13 protein-coding genes and 1 riboswitch are annotated in these 15,875 nt (G+C 58.2%); of the genes, 9 read left to right on the forward strand and 4 right to left on the reverse strand.

Translation table 11 applies throughout. From position 1 onward, the window contains the following. Positions 1 to 173: 173 nt before the first annotated feature. Together Q1B27_RS00495 and Q1B27_RS00500 are read right to left on the reverse strand one after the other, a co-directional pair. Positions 174 to 1,379 carry a DUF2254 domain-containing protein gene (locus tag Q1B27_RS00495; RefSeq protein WP_299842037.1) on the reverse strand — a complete coding sequence of 402 codons (1,206 nt, stop codon included), beginning with the start codon at positions 1,377 to 1,379 and terminating at the stop codon, positions 174 to 176. 63 nt (positions 1,380 to 1,442) lie between these two features. After that, entirely contained in the window at positions 1,443 to 1,973 is a 531-nt protein-coding gene (locus Q1B27_RS00500; RefSeq protein WP_299842040.1) for a gamma-glutamylcyclotransferase, read from the reverse strand. 130 nt (positions 1,974 to 2,103) lie between these two features. Between Q1B27_RS00500 and Q1B27_RS00505 the strand changes: the two genes are divergently transcribed. From Q1B27_RS00505 to Q1B27_RS00525, 5 genes are all read left to right on the forward strand, one after another. Next, a complete protein-coding gene (locus Q1B27_RS00505; protein WP_299842043.1) occupies positions 2,104 to 2,562 on the forward strand; it encodes an Rrf2 family transcriptional regulator in 459 nt (152 codons plus the stop codon). Between the two features lie 82 nt (positions 2,563 to 2,644). Then, positions 2,645 to 3,421 carry an SDR family NAD(P)-dependent oxidoreductase gene (locus tag Q1B27_RS00510; RefSeq protein ID WP_299842046.1) on the forward strand — a complete coding sequence of 259 codons (777 nt, stop codon included), beginning with the start codon at positions 2,645 to 2,647 and terminating at the stop codon, positions 3,419 to 3,421. A gap of 314 nt (positions 3,422 to 3,735) precedes the next feature. After that, positions 3,736 to 4,755 carry a putative 2-aminoethylphosphonate ABC transporter substrate-binding protein gene (locus Q1B27_RS00515; RefSeq protein WP_299842048.1) on the forward strand — a complete coding sequence of 340 codons (1,020 nt, stop codon included), beginning with the start codon at positions 3,736 to 3,738 and terminating at the stop codon, positions 4,753 to 4,755. Positions 4,756 to 4,862: 107 nt separating this feature from the next. Further along, positions 4,863 to 5,993: a putative 2-aminoethylphosphonate ABC transporter ATP-binding protein gene (locus Q1B27_RS00520; RefSeq protein WP_299842050.1), complete on the forward strand. Its 1,131-nt coding sequence runs from the start codon at positions 4,863 to 4,865 to the stop codon at positions 5,991 to 5,993. Then, the gene (locus Q1B27_RS00525; RefSeq protein ID WP_299842052.1) at positions 5,993 to 8,008 is read left to right on the forward strand and encodes a putative 2-aminoethylphosphonate ABC transporter permease subunit; all 2,016 of its coding nucleotides are present in this window, start codon (positions 5,993 to 5,995) and stop codon (positions 8,006 to 8,008) included. The genes Q1B27_RS00520 and Q1B27_RS00525 overlap by 1 nt, the downstream gene beginning before the upstream one ends. Before the next feature lie 9 nt (positions 8,009 to 8,017). Here the strand turns inward: Q1B27_RS00525 and Q1B27_RS00530 are convergent, their stop codons facing one another. After that, positions 8,018 to 9,148: a TIGR03364 family FAD-dependent oxidoreductase gene (locus Q1B27_RS00530; RefSeq protein WP_299842054.1), complete on the reverse strand. Its 1,131-nt coding sequence runs from the start codon at positions 9,146 to 9,148 to the stop codon at positions 8,018 to 8,020. A gap of 184 nt (positions 9,149 to 9,332) precedes the next feature. Here Q1B27_RS00530 and Q1B27_RS00535 point away from each other — a divergent pair, with 184 nt between their 5' ends. The 4 genes from Q1B27_RS00535 to gcvP all read left to right on the forward strand — a co-directional run bounded on the left by Q1B27_RS00535 (position 9,333) and on the right by gcvP (position 15,285). After that, positions 9,333 to 10,181 carry an MBL fold metallo-hydrolase gene (locus tag Q1B27_RS00535; RefSeq protein ID WP_299842056.1) on the forward strand — a complete coding sequence of 283 codons (849 nt, stop codon included), beginning with the start codon at positions 9,333 to 9,335 and terminating at the stop codon, positions 10,179 to 10,181. Between the two features lie 408 nt (positions 10,182 to 10,589). Further along, positions 10,590 to 10,676, forward strand: a riboswitch (glycine riboswitch). A 158-nt stretch (positions 10,677 to 10,834) separates the two neighbouring features. Continuing rightward, positions 10,835 to 11,959, forward strand: coding sequence for a glycine cleavage system aminomethyltransferase GcvT (gene gcvT / locus Q1B27_RS00540; RefSeq protein WP_299842058.1), 1,125 nt, complete (start codon positions 10,835 to 10,837; stop codon positions 11,957 to 11,959). Positions 11,960 to 11,979: 20 nt separating this feature from the next. Then, positions 11,980 to 12,339 carry a glycine cleavage system protein GcvH gene (gene gcvH, locus Q1B27_RS00545; RefSeq protein ID WP_299842060.1) on the forward strand — a complete coding sequence of 120 codons (360 nt, stop codon included), beginning with the start codon at positions 11,980 to 11,982 and terminating at the stop codon, positions 12,337 to 12,339. A 96-nt stretch (positions 12,340 to 12,435) separates the two neighbouring features. After that, entirely contained in the window at positions 12,436 to 15,285 is a 2,850-nt protein-coding gene (gene gcvP, locus Q1B27_RS00550) for an aminomethyl-transferring glycine dehydrogenase (protein WP_299842062.1), read from the forward strand. A 75-nt stretch (positions 15,286 to 15,360) separates the two neighbouring features. Here gcvP and Q1B27_RS00555 read toward each other — a convergent pair whose 3' ends face one another. Beyond that, positions 15,361 to 15,783 carry a hypothetical protein gene (locus tag Q1B27_RS00555; RefSeq protein WP_299842063.1) on the reverse strand — a complete coding sequence of 141 codons (423 nt, stop codon included), beginning with the start codon at positions 15,781 to 15,783 and terminating at the stop codon, positions 15,361 to 15,363. Positions 15,784 to 15,875: the final 92 nt, after the last annotated feature.

Raw genomic sequence — 15,875 nt, forward strand, 5'->3', positions numbered from 1 at the left:
GACCGCAAGACCCTTGGTAGCATGAATGATCAGAACGATCGCCCGCGCGAATCTGCCCTCTACCTTGATTGCGCCGCGGGCCACCGGTCTTTGCACTGATCATGAGGCGCTAAGAAATCTGCGTATGAGGCAGGGTGACGTTATAGAACGAGCAGATTTCCGAGCGCGGTCTTTCAGTCTCGCTGCTGAAATGGTGCGTGGTTTTTCATGTCCCTGGCCGCCTGTGCCAAACCGACATGCGGCCCGTCGGTCAAAGCATCAAGCGCGCTTTGCAAGAAGGTGATAACTTCGACCTTGTCGGCGCCATCGCGGGCGATGCTGGCAAAGGCGCTTTCGATCAGGCTATCGGCGGACAGTTCCTGCATGAATATATTCGGGTAGGGCGGTGGATCGTCGTTTACTGGTGTATGTGCCCAATCCCAGAGCAGGCGTTGCTGGCGGGCGATAACCTCGACCGCGGTACCGGGATCGTTGATGCCGGGTGAAAGTGCACGAGAGGCGATTTCGGACAGGACCAGAAGCCCGTATGCGCCGTCCTGTTCGAACGTGCGCAGGTCGCCAATCACGAGGTGTTGCATCAGGTCGGTTGCGGCGTCTTCGGAAAGACCTGTGGCGTGACCGATTGTCTGGCCTTTCAGCACGAAGTTGCCGGGCACCGTCGTGAGGTAAAGTGCTGCTGCCTCTGCCTTCATGTCCGTGTCAATCGACGGCAGGTCGATGAATTGCACATATCCCGTCATCGGTGCGGCCACTGTAATGGCTTGGGTTGGCAAAACGGTCGCGTCTGTCAGGGGGGACCCGCCGAGCGCGGGTGTGCGGCGGGTTTGCATCAGCGATGGGCGGGCTTCGGCCTCGGTCGCGCGTAAGGTCGCGTCCATGCTGCCCAGATCGCTCAGATGACCGATCCATCGCAACATCGCCAGAATGACCAGGACCACGACAATAACCGTAATGCCCAGTATGGTGACTGAGGTGCCCGGGGCAATCAGGTTGCTTTTGAACAGAATGATCGCACTGAGCGAGTAGACGAAGGCGCCAATAAAGGTGGCCAGCACCGTTTGCGTCGTGGTGTCCGTCATCAGAATGCGGTGCGCACGGGGCGTGGCTTGCGCCGCCGCTGCCCGATGGGCCGATACCATGACGTTGAGCGAAAATGTACTGACCGCAAGCATGCCCGAAGCAAGGATCGTGAGAATCGGCATGACCGAAGAGGGGTCGAACCGCTTGCTGATCCCTTCGGGGATGATTGGAGCAACCAGCGCGGCCACGGCTGGCGCGATCACAGCCAGCAGCGCCATCAGTGAGACACGTACCCAGAGGCGGCGACTGAACCGCAACAATTTCAGGATGGTTTTCGAGACCGAAAGGCTTTGGAACATGGTACCCGCTTTCACGTTTTCAACATGAGGGAATAGAGGCGAGGCGTCCAGCGTTCCGCGTGGTCAGGCATCGACAATCCGAACCCTGAGGTTTGCCAGGTGGACATCGACGAGGGCCGTCTCCTCCGGGGTAAGACGACAATGGCGCGGGTAGCGCGGCGCGGCGCGATCATCGACAATAGGCGCGTCCCAGCCGCTGGTGCTGGCAAAGAACCGTGCGGCACCTTCGGCACCGAATTCGCGCAGATAACCTTGCACCACCACGTCGATATAGCTGAGCAACAGGGTATGATCCTGCGCGTGACTATCATCGGCGTTGTCAGGAATGGCGTAGACGGCGATCTGGGGTTGGTGGGGCAAGGTGTGGGTGATCTGATGCGCCGCCGGAACGCGCGCATAGGCGCGCTCACGATAATCCAGTGCGCCCCAATCCTGATCAGGCACAGGCGCAATCAGGCCGTCGATGGTGGTGCTGGCGTCGCGAATGACGGTCAGATAGGCGACCTGCCGCTGAGTGGTATAACGCCAGATACGCCGCCAACCTCGCAGCGAGGCGGTCCGCGCCCCTTCAAATGCATGGGTATCGCGGTTCACCAGGCTGCCATAACCAAAGAAATATGCATGCGGGGTGTATGTTATCTGTCGACCCTTTGATCTCGATCAAGTGCTTTTGCCCTTTTTGCAGGCAGGATAGCGCGAGATCAAGCAAAGGGTGCCCCTGTCGATGCGTATCACCAAAAGAACCAACATCGCGATACGCGTGCTGATGTTCTGCGGGACTAATCAGGAGCGCCTTGTCACAAAGTCCGAGATTGCCGAGCGCTGCAATACATCGGAAAGTCACCTAGCACAGGTGATCAACCAACTGGCACAGCTTGGGTATCTGGATACGCAACGCGGACGGAATGGCGGTATCAGGCTGGGACGAAAAATGTCCCAGATCGTGATCGGAGATGTGTTTCGCACGATTGAATCCTCGACCCCGCTGGCGGAATGTTTTGCCGATGTCGATAACACGTGCCCGCTGACCGATGCCTGCCGTTTGCGGCCAGCTATCGCCGATGCAGCCGAGGCATTTTATGCGCGGTTGGATCAACTGACACTAGACGAGCTGGTCTGTGATAATGCCCCGTTGATGGCGTTGCTGTCCCCGATCAAATGCCCACACCCTCAGGACGCTTGATCGTACCTGTCTGACCGGTCAGTGTGATCCGTGTCAGGGGGTCTGGACACCCTGTGCGGATATCATTTTAGAGGGTGGTTTGATGCAAGAAGCAGAATTTTCAGGCCGTGCAGTTGTTACGGGGGCGGGGCAGGGCATCGGCCGGGCGATTGCGCTGCGGCTGCTTGCAGCAGGGTGCACCGTTCAGGCCATCGGGCGTAGCGGTGATAAGTTGGCGACATTGGCCGAAGAGGCGGGGGTGACTGCCGATAAGGTGATCATTTCGGCGCTGGATATTCAGGACAGCGCTGCCGTGGGCGCGGCATTGACCGAAGCCGCCGGTCCGTTGCGTTATCTGGTCAATTCGGCAGGTGTGTTGAAGCCATCACGCCTCTTGGAGGTGTCCGAGGCAGAGCTGCGCGAGATCATTGACATCAATCTGACTGCAACGCTGGTGCTGACGCAAAAGGCTGCACGGTTCATGGCGACCGAACGACAGGGCGCGATCGTGACCATCGGGTCGAATTCAGGTACCACGCCCCGCACGGCACTTGGTGCTTACCCGGCGTCCAAGGCCGGGCTGGCCCATGCGATGAAATGCCTGGGGCTGGAACTGGCTGACTATGGAGTGCGCTGCAACATTGTGTCGCCCGGGTCTACGGATACCGAGATGCAGCGCAGCTTTCAATCGGATGCAAGCAGCCTTGACCGAGTGTTGAAAGGCGATCCCGAGATGTGGCGGCTGGGCATCCCGCTGAGGCGTATGGCAGACCCGGATGACGTGACGGATCTGGTCCTTTTCCTGCTGTCTGAAAAGGCACGGCACATCACCATGGAAAATATCGTAATTGATGGCGGAGCCACACTGGGCGCGCGGTAGCTGCCACTGAACAGCGCTGGAGCTGATCCTTGTCGCGCGGCAAAGATGCACGGTAGCCCCCATGGTCACATTTTGTCTGCGATGAGACGTGCAAATCGTGCCTTCATCCTCTTCAGCGTTCCGGCTTTTTTTGGTTATCAGTCATCCTTTTCAACGTAGAGAGATTCGATCAAGATTATAGGTTGAGCTTATCTAATTGTAGATAATATCGATTTTTCTTTTTTCGAATTTGTGTCACGCTACGGGATGCGTCCGTTAAAATGAGAGAGGCCTAAAGGGCCTGCTCCCGCGATGTGGCGTACAGAGGAGGAAACATGAAAATTACAAGTAAACTTGTCGTATCTGCGGCGCTGTCGTTTTTTGCAACCGCGGCTGTCTCGGAAACAGAACTGACGGTCTATACCGCCGTCGAAGCCGAAGACCTCGCGCGTTATGCCGAGACCTTCAATGCACATAATCCTGATATCAAGATCAACTGGGTGCGCGATTCCACCGGGATCATCACCGCCAAACTGTTGGCCGAGCGGGACAATCCGCAGGCGGATGTGGTTTGGGGGCTGGCGGCGACATCGCTGCTCTTGCTGAAATCCGAGGGCATGCTTGAGCCTTACGCCCCGGCGGGCGTCGAAAAGCTGGACCCGAAATTCGTCGACAAGGGCGACACGCCAAGCTGGGTTGGCATGGATGCTTGGGTGGCGTCTGTTTGCTACAACACCGTCGAGGCCGAAAAGGAGGGTCTGACACCGCCAACATCGTGGAAAGATCTGACCGATCCGCAATATGCGGGCCATCTGATCATGCCAAACCCGAATTCGTCGGGCACCGGTTTCCTCGACGTTTCAAGCTGGTTGCAGATGTTCGGTGAAGAGGGCGGTTGGGCATATATGGATGCGCTGCACGAAAACATTGCGCGTTATACCCATTCCGGCTCCAAACCCTGCAAGCTGGCCGCCGCCGGTGAAATCCCGATCGGGATTTCCTTTGCCTTCCGCGGTGCCAAATCCAAGGCCGCCGGAGCACCGCTGGAAATCATCGTGCCAAGTGAGGGTGTTGGTTGGGACATGGAAGCCACCGCAATCGTTGCTGGTACGGACGATCTGGAAGCTGCGCAGAAGCTGGTCGATTTCACGGTCACCCGCGAAGCGATGGAGATGTATAATTCAGGCTATGCCGTCGTGGCAATGCCCGGTGTCGCCAAGCCGGTTGAGCATTTCCCCGAAGGGTTGCTGGACGCGATGATCGACAACGACTTTGAGTTCGCGGCGAATAACCGCGCGGCGATCCTCAAGGAATGGCAGAGCCGTTATGACGGCAAGTCGGAACCGAAGAATTGATCTGACATAAACAATGCAGGGGGCTGGTTGCAGCCCCCTGCGGCAGCCGCGCATCCTGCGGTAGCCTGTGCTACATTTCCGAAACCATTACGACAAGGACGATCCCCGTGACCGAGGTGACCGCCACGCCCCCGCTGTATCTGAGCATCGACAATCTTTGGAAAGCCTTTGGTACTTTCCTGGCGCTCAAGGACATATCACTTGACATCAACGAGCGTGAATTCGTCTGCTTTCTTGGCCCCTCGGGCTGCGGCAAGACGACATTGCTGCGCGCCATTGCCGGGCTGGACCTTCAGACCAAGGGCACGGTCATGCAGGCGGGGCAGGACGTGTCGAACCTGCCGCCGTCCGAACGGGATTTCGGCATTGTCTTTCAGTCCTACGCGCTTTTCCCGAACCTGACGATCGAGAAGAACATCGCCTTTGGTCTGGAAAATACTGGCCGCAGCAAATCCGAAATCGCGGTGCGTGTCGCCGAGTTGCTGGACCTGGTCGGCCTGCCCGAACAGGGCAAGAAATATCCCGCGCAACTGTCGGGCGGGCAGCAACAGCGGATCGCCCTGGCCCGGGCGATTGCGACCAATCCCGGGCTTTTGTTGCTGGACGAACCCCTGTCGGCACTGGACGCCAAGGTGCGGGTGCATTTGAGGCATGAAATCAAAGAGTTGCAGCGCAAACTTGGTGTGACCACCGTGATGGTGACCCACGATCAGGAAGAGGCGCTGGCGATGGCGGATCGGATCGTGGTAATGAACCACGGAGTGATCGAACAGGTCGGATCGCCGACCGAGGTGTATCGCCAGCCCGCCAGCCTTTTCGTCGCCGATTTCATCGGCGAGATGAACCAGATCCCGGCGCAGGCGGGGGCCAGTGGCAGGGTCGTAATTGGCGGCGCCACGCTGCATTGCCAGGATCACAAGTTCGGCGCGGGCGACGCCATTGTCGCAGCGATCCGGCCCGAAGATGTGATCCCGCACGGGGACGGCGCGCGGTCGCCCGGAGCGGAGGATGAGGTCACCACGCCCGAAAACGCCTTTGAGGTGCGCGTGGCCGAGATGGAATTTCTCGGCTCGTTCTGGCGCTGCCGGTTGCGGCATGAGATTTTCGGGAACGGTGAACTGATCGCCGATTTTTCGATCAATGCGGTGCGGCGGCTTGAGCTGGCGGTGGACAAGGCCATGACCATCGAGTTGCCCAAAAGCCGGTTGATGGCCTTTGCACCGGCGAGGGATGCGTGATGAGCGACGTAAGCCTGGATAAACTGCCCGAGGGGCCGATCATCAAGGGCAAGTTGAGCCGTGACGATGTGATCATGCGGTTGGGGATGGTTGTCATTGCGCTCTATCTGGTCGTGACGCTGGCTTTTCCGCTTTGGGCGATGCTGTCCAAGAGCTTTTCCACCTTTCAGTTCGATCTGGGGGCCTATGAGCTGCAGGTCAGCGACGAAGAGGGCAATTACAGTGGCGAAATACTGACACCCGCACAGCTGAACGCCGACTTGCAGGTGCTGAGCGACAACGACCTGATTGCCGGGTCCGACAGCCGCATGGGCCTGACGCAGTTCTTTCCCGATTTCAGTTTCCGCAGCTCGGTCATGTACCAGATCAGGAACACATCCGATACCGGACGGTTCCTTGTCGGGTCCGAGCTGAAGACCGGGACCGACTGGCTAGAGCTGGACAGCAACACTTTCCGGCGGGTGCAGATGCGGCCGGAAAAATCGACCGGTCTGGGCAATTTCATCAGCTATTTCTCGACCCCGGCGCTGTTCAATTCGATCAAGAATTCACTGGTGATCGCCGTGATCAGCACCGTTGTCACGGTCACGCTGGCCTTCTGGTTCGCCTATGCGCTGAACCGAAGCTGCATGCGGTTCAAGGGCTTCTTCCGGTTGGTGGCGATGGCGCCGATCCTGGTGCCCTCGTTGCTGCCGGGGATCGCGCTGGTTTACCTATTCGGCAATCAGGGCATGCTCAAGGAATTACTCTTTGGAGCCAGCATCTACGGGCCTATCGGGATTGTCATTGGGTCGGTGTTTTTCACCTTCCCGCACGCGTTCATCATCATCTCGACGGCGCTGGCGATCTCGGACGCGCGCTTGTACGAGGCCGCGGCCAGCCTGCGCTCAACGCCCTGGCGGACCTTTTGGACGGTTACGATACCCGGTGCGCGCTATGGTCTGATCTCGGCCGCATTCGTGGTCTTCAACCTGGTTATCACCGATTTTGGCCTGCCCAAGGTGATCGGCGGGCAGTTCAACGTGCTGGCGGTGGACATCTACAAGCAGGTGATCGGCCAGCAGAATTTCGAGATGGGCGCGGTGGTGTCGGTGGTGCTGGTGATCCCGGCGATATTCGCCTTTGCCATCGACCGGCTGGTGCAGTCGAAACAGGTGGCGCTATTGTCGGCCCGGTCGGTGCCCTATCAGCCGACCCCGAACGCAAAGGCTGACCGTATCTTCCTGGGCTATTGTCTGGCGGTGGCGTTTTTCATCATCGGTATCCTAGGGGTCTGCCAGTTCGCGGCGCTGATCAAGTTCTGGCCCTACGACCTGAGCTTCAGCCTGACCAATTACGATTTCGACCGGATGGATGGCGGCGGCTGGGGGTCCTATTATAACTCGATCAAGCTGGGGCTGTTCACTGCGGTTGCGGGCACCTGTATCGTCTTTTTCGGTGCCTACCTGGTTGAGAAATCCAACGGTTTCCGGCTGGGCCGGGCGCTGTTTCAAATGTTCGCGATGCTGCCGATGGCGATCCCAGGCATGGTGCTGGGGCTGGCCTATATCTTCTTTTTCAACAATCCGTCGAACCCGCTGAACGCGATTTATGGCACGATGGCGATCCTGGTGATCTGTTCAGTGACGCATTTCTACACCGTGTCGCATCTGACGGCGGTCACCGCGCTCAAGCAGATGGACCGGGAGTTCGAGAGCGTCTCGGCCTCGCTCAAGCAGCCGACGCTCAAGCTGTTTAGCCGGGTGACGGTGCCGGTCTGCCTGCCTTCGGTTCTGGACATCTCGATCTACTTGTTCGTGAATGCGATGACGACCGTATCGGCAGTGGTGTTCCTTTATTCACCGAAGACGTCCCTGGCGTCGATTGCGGTGCTGAACATGGATGACGCGGGCGATATCGCCCCGGCAGCGGCGATGGGGATGATGATTTTCTACACCAATGCGGCCGCGCGGATCATTCACCTGTTGGTGTCCAAGGGCGTGCTGAAACGGACGCAGGCGTGGCGCGGACGCTGAGCGTGCCGTTTAGCCGAAGAGGTTTTGAATAACCTTTTCGGCGACGGCGAACCCATGGGTCATGCCCTGCCCATTGGTCATGGTGACCGCTGTCACCTTGTCATCAGGTGTCAGAACGCGCGTTTCACCATCCGGGGAATGCGCGTAATGGCCAAGCCAGCGGTCGGCGATGCGAGGATCAGGCAGAGCGATCATCTGCGACAGTTCTTCCAGGATCAGGCGATCAACCTCGTCTGAGCGGGTGCATTCGCCTGCGGTATCATAGGCGTGCGAGTCGCCGATGGTGATGCTGCCATCGGCCTCTTGGCAGGCGATGACATGTATGCCATGCGCCAAGTGATCCGCGAAATTCTTTTGTTGATAGGCTTTCAGCGCGGGCAGGCTGGGGCAGTCGTTAAAGGTGCCGTAACGGGTGACACTCAGCCCGCCCAGAACGAAGGGGGAAAGTTGCCAATTGTCTGGCTGTGGCACGGTGCGCAGCATCTGTAACCGGCACCGGCCGAGATTTGCCGCGCGAAATGCTTCGGGGAAAATCGTGCAGAAATCATCGCCGCCGCAAAGGATCGTATGACCGGTCCTGAACGTCCCTGCCGGGGTCTTGAGCCTGCCGGTCTGCACCGCCTCGGCCGGTGTCGAGAAGTGAAACGCAACGCCATGTTCCCGCTGCAGCCAGTCGGATAGTCGCGACAGGGCCTGACGTTGATCGACTTTCCAGGCATCGGGGCTGTGCAGCCCGCCAAGGTAATCTTCGGCGGGCAGGTCTGCGACATGATCGGCCAGAACCGCAGCGGTAAGCCTGTCGAACCTGTGTCCGGTCTCGTTCTGGCGAGCGGCGCATTCCTCCAACACAGCCATTTCTTCCGGGGCACGGGCGAGAAACACGCACCCGGCCTGGCGCAACGTGATCCCGGCCTTTGGCGCGAGGTCCTTCCAGCAAGCGAGCGTCCGGCGGGCCGAGTCCAATTGCGCGCCCGGAGCCTGCGCGACGATTGCCAGCATGCCGAAATTCCGTACCGAAGCACCTTGGGCTTGCGGTTCGCGTTCGAAGACGGCGACCTTCAATCCGGCACGTGTGGCGTGATAGGCATGGGTCAGACCTATGATGCCAGCACCGATTATGGCAACGTCATACTGCGTCATTTATCTTCTTCCTCGTCGCCCGGGATTGGCCTTTGACCGCAGAGTGCGCTACATCTGCAGATACGGCAAGCCGATCTTCTGCACCAACCAACAGGCCTTATGCTAAGAGGCTGAAAGCGCTGTACAATCCCGCTTCTCTTGCGGCAAGGTAAGGGCAAAGAAATCTAATTTCAGAGAGGATGCGATGCTTTGTAAAATCGGCGATATTGAAGTTTGGCGCATTCTTGAAATTCACGCGCCTTTCCTGACGCCCGAAGAGCTTTTCCCGACAGCCGGTCCTGACGTCCGCAAGATCGTCGAGGCGCAGGTGCCGGGTGGGATTTGTGCCCAATCCGGCCGGTTGATCCTACCGGTTCAGGGTTTTTTGCTGAAGACGTCCCAGCATGTGATCCTTGTGGATAGCTGCGTCGGCAACGATAAATCCGTTCCGGGAATGCCGGATTGGCATCAGCGGTCGGACGGGCGGTTCATGGCGGCGCTGACGGCGGCAGGGGCCGGGCCCGCGGATGTCGATTATGTGCTGTGCACCCATCTGCATACGGATCATGTCGGCTGGAACACCCGGCTTGAAGATGGCCGGTGGGTGCCGACCTTTCCCAACGCGCGCTATCTGATACCCGCCGATGACGAGGAGGCATATCGCGAGCATACCGGTGATATGTACCGCGAAAGTGTGCTGCCGGTGATCGAGGCAGGGCAGGCGGAACTAGTCCAAGCCGGGCATATGCTGGGAGATCATGTGAGCCTGATCCCGACACCGGGGCACACGCCGGGCCATGTTTCGGTTCTGGTCAAAAGTGCCGGTCAGGAAGCAGTGATTACCGGCGATGCGCTGCATTCGACCGTGCAATGCAAATATCCCGATTGGCATTTCAAATACGATCTGGATGCGCCGCGGGCGGTGGCGTCACGCAGGCGCCTGCTGGAAAGCGCTGCCGAGACCTGCTGCACCGTTCTGGGCAGCCACTTTGCGTTGCCGTCTATCGGTCGGGTGGCAGCAGAAAAAGAGGCTTTTCGATGGGAAGCGCGGTGAACTGAAATTCCGTTGGTACCAAGACGCCGGTGTCCGTCCTCAGACCTCGCCGAAGAGATTGAGGGAATAGGCGACGTGTCGTGTCATCATGAAGTCGGCCTCGACAGGGTCGATACCAGCAGGTTACCGCCGATGATCAGGCCGGCAAAGCCGCCTGCGTTAAAATAATTTCTAACAACTTAGTTGCCTTGGGAATTTCGCCGAGCACTGTTTGACTGTCAGTACAGGTGTTGCGACGACGGTTAGATTGTGGGCCTCCGCAGCCGTTTTACGTGCTTTGCAAAGTTAATTATCAGCGACGCTGAAAACTGCGCCAAATTTTTCTTCTTTCAACCAGCGGATGAACGCCGGTTTGCTCCGTGAACAAATCCCTCTTGCTCCGACTCACTTTGTATACTAAAGCACGCTGAAATCTGATCGGGAGAACCGGCAATGCCGGTGCCGAAGGAGCAACCGCCCCGGAAACTCTCAGGCCTTAAGGACCGATTGGATTGCAAAACTCTGGAGAGTGGTGCAGGCTTGCACCCGCCGAAGGGATAGCGATCTCAGGCGAAAGGACAGAGGGGGCATCGTTGCAGACCATTGATGGTTTGTGAAACCGATGCCGGACAGATCGACAGATTTTTCCCCGGCGACCAAATGGGAGGAAAGCGATGAGCGATCTGAAGACGACTCCGTTGCGTGACCTGCATGTTGAGCTGGGCGGCAAGATGGTGCCCTTTGCCGGTTATGAAATGCCCGTACAGTATCCGCTGGGCGTGATGAAGGAACATCTGCACACCCGCGCCAAGGCCGGTCTGTTTGACGTCAGTCACATGGGCCAGGTCATCGTGTACGCGGGCGGCAGCTATGAGGCCGCCGCGCTGGCGATGGAAAAGCTGGTGCCGGTCAACCTGGCGGGGCTGGGCAAGAATCGGCAGCGCTATGGGTTTTTCACCAATGAGCAGGGCGGCATCATGGACGATCTGATGATCGCCAATCGCGGTGATCACATGTTTGTCGTGGTCAATGCTGCCTGTAAAGAAGGCGATATTGCCCATATGCGCGAAGGGCTTGGCGATTGTTCGGTCGATGAGATTGAAGATCGCGCGCTGCTTGCGTTGCAAGGCCCGGCGGCAGAGGCTGTGCTCTCGGCCATTGTGCCGGAAGCGGCTGAAATGAAGTTCATGGATGTGGGCATGTTCGGCTCGGATTATGACGAGCTCTGGATCTCGCGCTCGGGCTATACCGGCGAGGACGGCTATGAGATTTCCGTAAGCAATGAGAATGCCGTGGCGCTGGCCAAAGCGCTTTTGGCGCATGAGGATGTGGAACCCATCGGTCTGGGTGCGCGCGATAGTCTGCGGCTGGAAGGCGGTCTGTGTCTTTATGGTAATGACATTGACAGCACCACCAGCCCGGTTGAGGCGGCGCTCACTTGGGCAGTCCAGAAAGTTCGCCGCAGGGGCGGAGAGCGCGAGGGCGGGTTCCCCGGCGCAGACCGTATCCTGGACGAATTCGAGAATGGCGCCAGCCGGACCCGCGTTGGATTGCGCCCCGAGGGCCGCGCGCCGATGCGCGAAGGCACACCGCTATATGCCGCCGCCGAGGGCGGCGAACAGGTGGGTCACGTAACCTCGGGCGCGTTCGGGCCAACGATCGAAGGGCCGATGTCGATGGGCTATGTGTCCAGCGATCTGGCCGCCGAGGGCACACAACTATTTGGGGAAGTGCGGAACAAGCGCCAGCCGGTTTCGGTCGCGACGATGCCCTTTACCCCTGCCAATTTCAAACGCTGATCAACCAAGGGAGAAACCTGATGAAATACACCGAAGAACACGAATGGCTGCGCGTCGAAGATGATGTTGTGGTGGTGGGTATTACCGCCCATGCCAGCGAGCAACTGGGCGATGTGGTCTTTGTCGAGCTACCCGAGGTGGGCACGGAAGTGTCAAAGGATGACGACGCCGTCGTGATCGAGTCGGTGAAAGCCGCCAGCGACATTCTGGCCCCGATTGACGGTGAGATCGTCGAAGTGAACGACGTGCTGGCGGACGAACCGGGCAAGGTCAACGAAGACCCCGAGGGCGATGCGTGGTTCTTCAAGCTCAAACCCAGCGATCCCAGCCAAATGGACGATTACATGGATGAAGCTGCCTATAAGAAATTTATCGGCTGACATCCAAGATTCGCCGGCGATGTCGGCACCAATTTTTTTGCCAACGATATGTAGGCGCATTTCATTGCGCCTACCCCCTACCTGATGGAGTGTGGAATGGCCTTCGAACCGACAGACTATCTACCCTATGATTTCGCTAACCGACGTCATATCGGGCCTTCGCCCGAAGAGATGAGCGAGATGCTGCAGACGCTGGGCGTCGGCAGCCTGGACGAGTTGATCGACCAGACCGTGCCCAAGAATATCCGCCAGGAAGAGCCGCTGGATTTCGGGCGCCCAATGTCCGAGCGGGAACTTTTACACCACATGCGATTGACGGCTGGCAAGAACAAGGTTCTGACCTCGTTGATCGGGCAGGGGTATCACGGCACTGTGACGCCGCCCGCAATCCAGCGTAACATTCTGGAAAACCCGGCCTGGTACACCGCCTACACGCCTTACCAGCCCGAAATTTCGCAAGGTCGGCTTGAAGCACTTCTGAACTTTCAGACCATGGTCAGCGATCTGACCGGGCTTGAGATTGCTAATGCTTCGCTTCTGGACGAGGCCACCGCCTGCGCCGAAGCGATGACGATGGCGCAACGGGTGTCAAAATCAAAAGAAAAAGCATTCTTTGTCGACAGGGATTGCCACCCACAGAACATCGCGGTGATCCAGACACGGGCCGAACCACTGGGGATTGAGGTAATCGTCGGCAATCCTGACAAGATGGATGCCAGTAAGGTCTTTGGCGGTATCTTCCAGTATCCCGGAACCTATGGCCACGTGCGTGATTTCACCGACCACATCGCACAGCTGCATGAGCATAAGGGCATCGGCATCGTCGTCGCTGACCCGCTGGCGCTGACGCTGTTGAAGGAACCTGGCGCGATGGGCGCCGATATCGCCGTGGGCAGCACCCAGCGTTTTGGCGTGCCACTGGGCTATGGCGGGCCGCACGCGGCCTATATGGCCTCGAAGGATGCGCATAAACGGTCGATGCCCGGACGCATTATCGGCGTCAGCATCGACGCCAATGGCAACCGCGCCTACCGCCTGTCGCTGCAAACCCGCGAACAGCATATCCGCCGCGAAAAGGCGATGTCGAACGTTTGTACAGCACAAGCGCTGTTGGCGGTGATGGCATCGATGTACGCGGTTTTCCACGGACCCAAGGGGCTGAAAGCCATCGCACAGCGCATCCATCGCAAGACGGTGCGCCTGGCCGAAGGGCTGGAAAAGGCGGGTTTCAAGGTCGATCCCAAGGTGTTCTTCGACACGATCACCGTGGATGTCGGCCCGTTGCAGGCGGCGGTGATGAAATCGGCTGTCGACGAAAAGATCAACCTGCGCAAAGTTGGTGAGACCCGCGTGGGCATCAGCCTGGACGAATGCACAAGGCCGGAAAACATCGAGGCGGTCTGGCGCGCCTTCGGGATCTTCGAGAAGGACGACCATTTCGAGCCAAAATACCGTGTTCCGCCCGAGATGCACCGCAAGTCTGACTATCTGACACATCCGATCTTCCACATGAACCGGGCCGAGACCGAGATGATGCGCTATATGCGGCGTCTGGCGGATCGCGATCTGGCGTTGGATCGGGCAATGATCCCTCTGGGAAGTTGTACAATGAAGCTGAATTCGGCGGCAGAGATGATGCCGGTCAGTTGGCGCGAGTTTTCACGTATGCATCCGTTCGTGCCTGCCAACCAGGCAGAGGGTTACAAAGAACTGATCGATGATCTGAGTGCGAAATTATGCACCATCACAGGATATGACGGTTTGTCGATGCAGCCCAATTCGGGTGCTCAGGGTGAATATGCGGGACTATTGAGCATTGCCGCCTATCACCGGGCAAATGGCGAAGGTCATCGCAACATCTGCCTAATCCCGATGAGCGCCCACGGTACCAACCCGGCAAGTGCCATGATGGTGGGCTGGAAGGTCGTTCCTGTTCAGTCGAAAGAAAACGGCGATATTGATGTCGAGGATTTCCAGGCCAAGGTTGAACAGCATTCGGAAAACCTGGCGGGCTGCATGATTACCTATCCCAGCACGCATGGCGTGTTCGAAGAAACGGTGAAAGACGTATGCAAACTGGTGCATGATCACGGTGGGCAGGTCTATATCGACGGGGCCAACATGAATGCCATGGTGGGTCTTTCCCGCCCCGGCGATCTGGGCGGCGACGTGAGCCACCTGAACCTGCATAAGACCTTCTGCATCCCGCATGGCGGCGGCGGCCCCGGCATGGGACCTATCGGCGTCAAGGCGCATCTGATCCCGCATCTGCCGGGCCATCCGGAAACCGGTGGTGAGCAGGGGCCAGTATCGGCGGCGCCTTTCGGGTCTCCCTCGATCCTGCCAATCAGTTGGGCCTATATCCTGATGATGGGTGGCGAGGGGCTGACGCAGGCCACGCGCGTTGCGATTTTGAACGCCAACTATATCGCCAAGCGTTTGGAAGGGTCTTATAACGTGCTTTATCGTGGCGGTAATGGCCGGGTCGCGCATGAATGTATCATTGATACGCGACCTTATGCAGACAGCGCTCATGTGACGGTCGATGATATCGCCAAGCGCTTGGTCGACAGCGGCTTCCACGCCCCGACAATGAGCTGGCCAGTAGCAGGCACTCTGATGGTGGAGCCCACAGAGAGTGAGACCAAGGCCGAGCTGGACCGGTTTTGCGATGCGATGCTGGCGATCCGCGAAGAGATCCGCGATATCGAAGACGGCAAGATCGACGCGGAAAACAACCCGCTTAAGAACGCTCCGCACACGGTCAACGATCTGGTGGGCGATTGGGATCGGCCCTATAGCCGCGAACAGGGATGTTTCCCGCCAGGCTCATTCAGGGTTGATAAATACTGGCCGCCGGTGAACCGTGTCGACAACGTTTATGGCGACCGCCATCTTGTCTGCACCTGCCCGCCGATGGACGAGTACGCCGAAGCAGCAGAGTGATCTGAGCGAGAAAATAAGAGGGCGGTCTTTCGAAGGACCGCCCTTTTTCATTGGTGCTGAAAATGTTTTCTGAAATCAGGAACAGAGCGTTTGGGGATTTGGGGAATCGCTCTGATCCTTGGAATGCCGGAATAATGTTGCAGGCTCGTGACAATCTGCGTCGAAACGGATCGGCGCGCGCATTCTTGCGGCCCGCGCAGGATTGGCGGGACGCTCGCGATTGGACCGAACGCGACGCAGACGCAGGACGATGCCGAAGATGCCTATGGCGATATAGCTGGTCTGGATCATGAAAGCGGGCAGGTTATAGGCGGTGGTCAGGCTGACCAGTACAAAACTGGCAGCAGTGACCTGTACCATGGGAAAGGCAATGCCGTTGCCGCACATGAACCCGCTTTGGACCGAAAAGAAACCACCGATATAAATCATGAAACCGATGACGCCTATAAGTTCGGCAATGTCGGGATAGGACCGGATGAACTCGATAATGGTTTGCACGCTGTTTCCCTTTAACTTCCTAAAACGAAATGTCGTTATTCAGTAAAACATGTCCGGTTTGGTGGCCGGTATGAACATAATCACACTATCGG

The organism is uncultured Roseovarius sp. (assembly GCF_947489715.1).
In the GTDB taxonomy this organism is placed as follows: domain Bacteria; phylum Pseudomonadota; class Alphaproteobacteria; order Rhodobacterales; family Rhodobacteraceae; genus Roseovarius.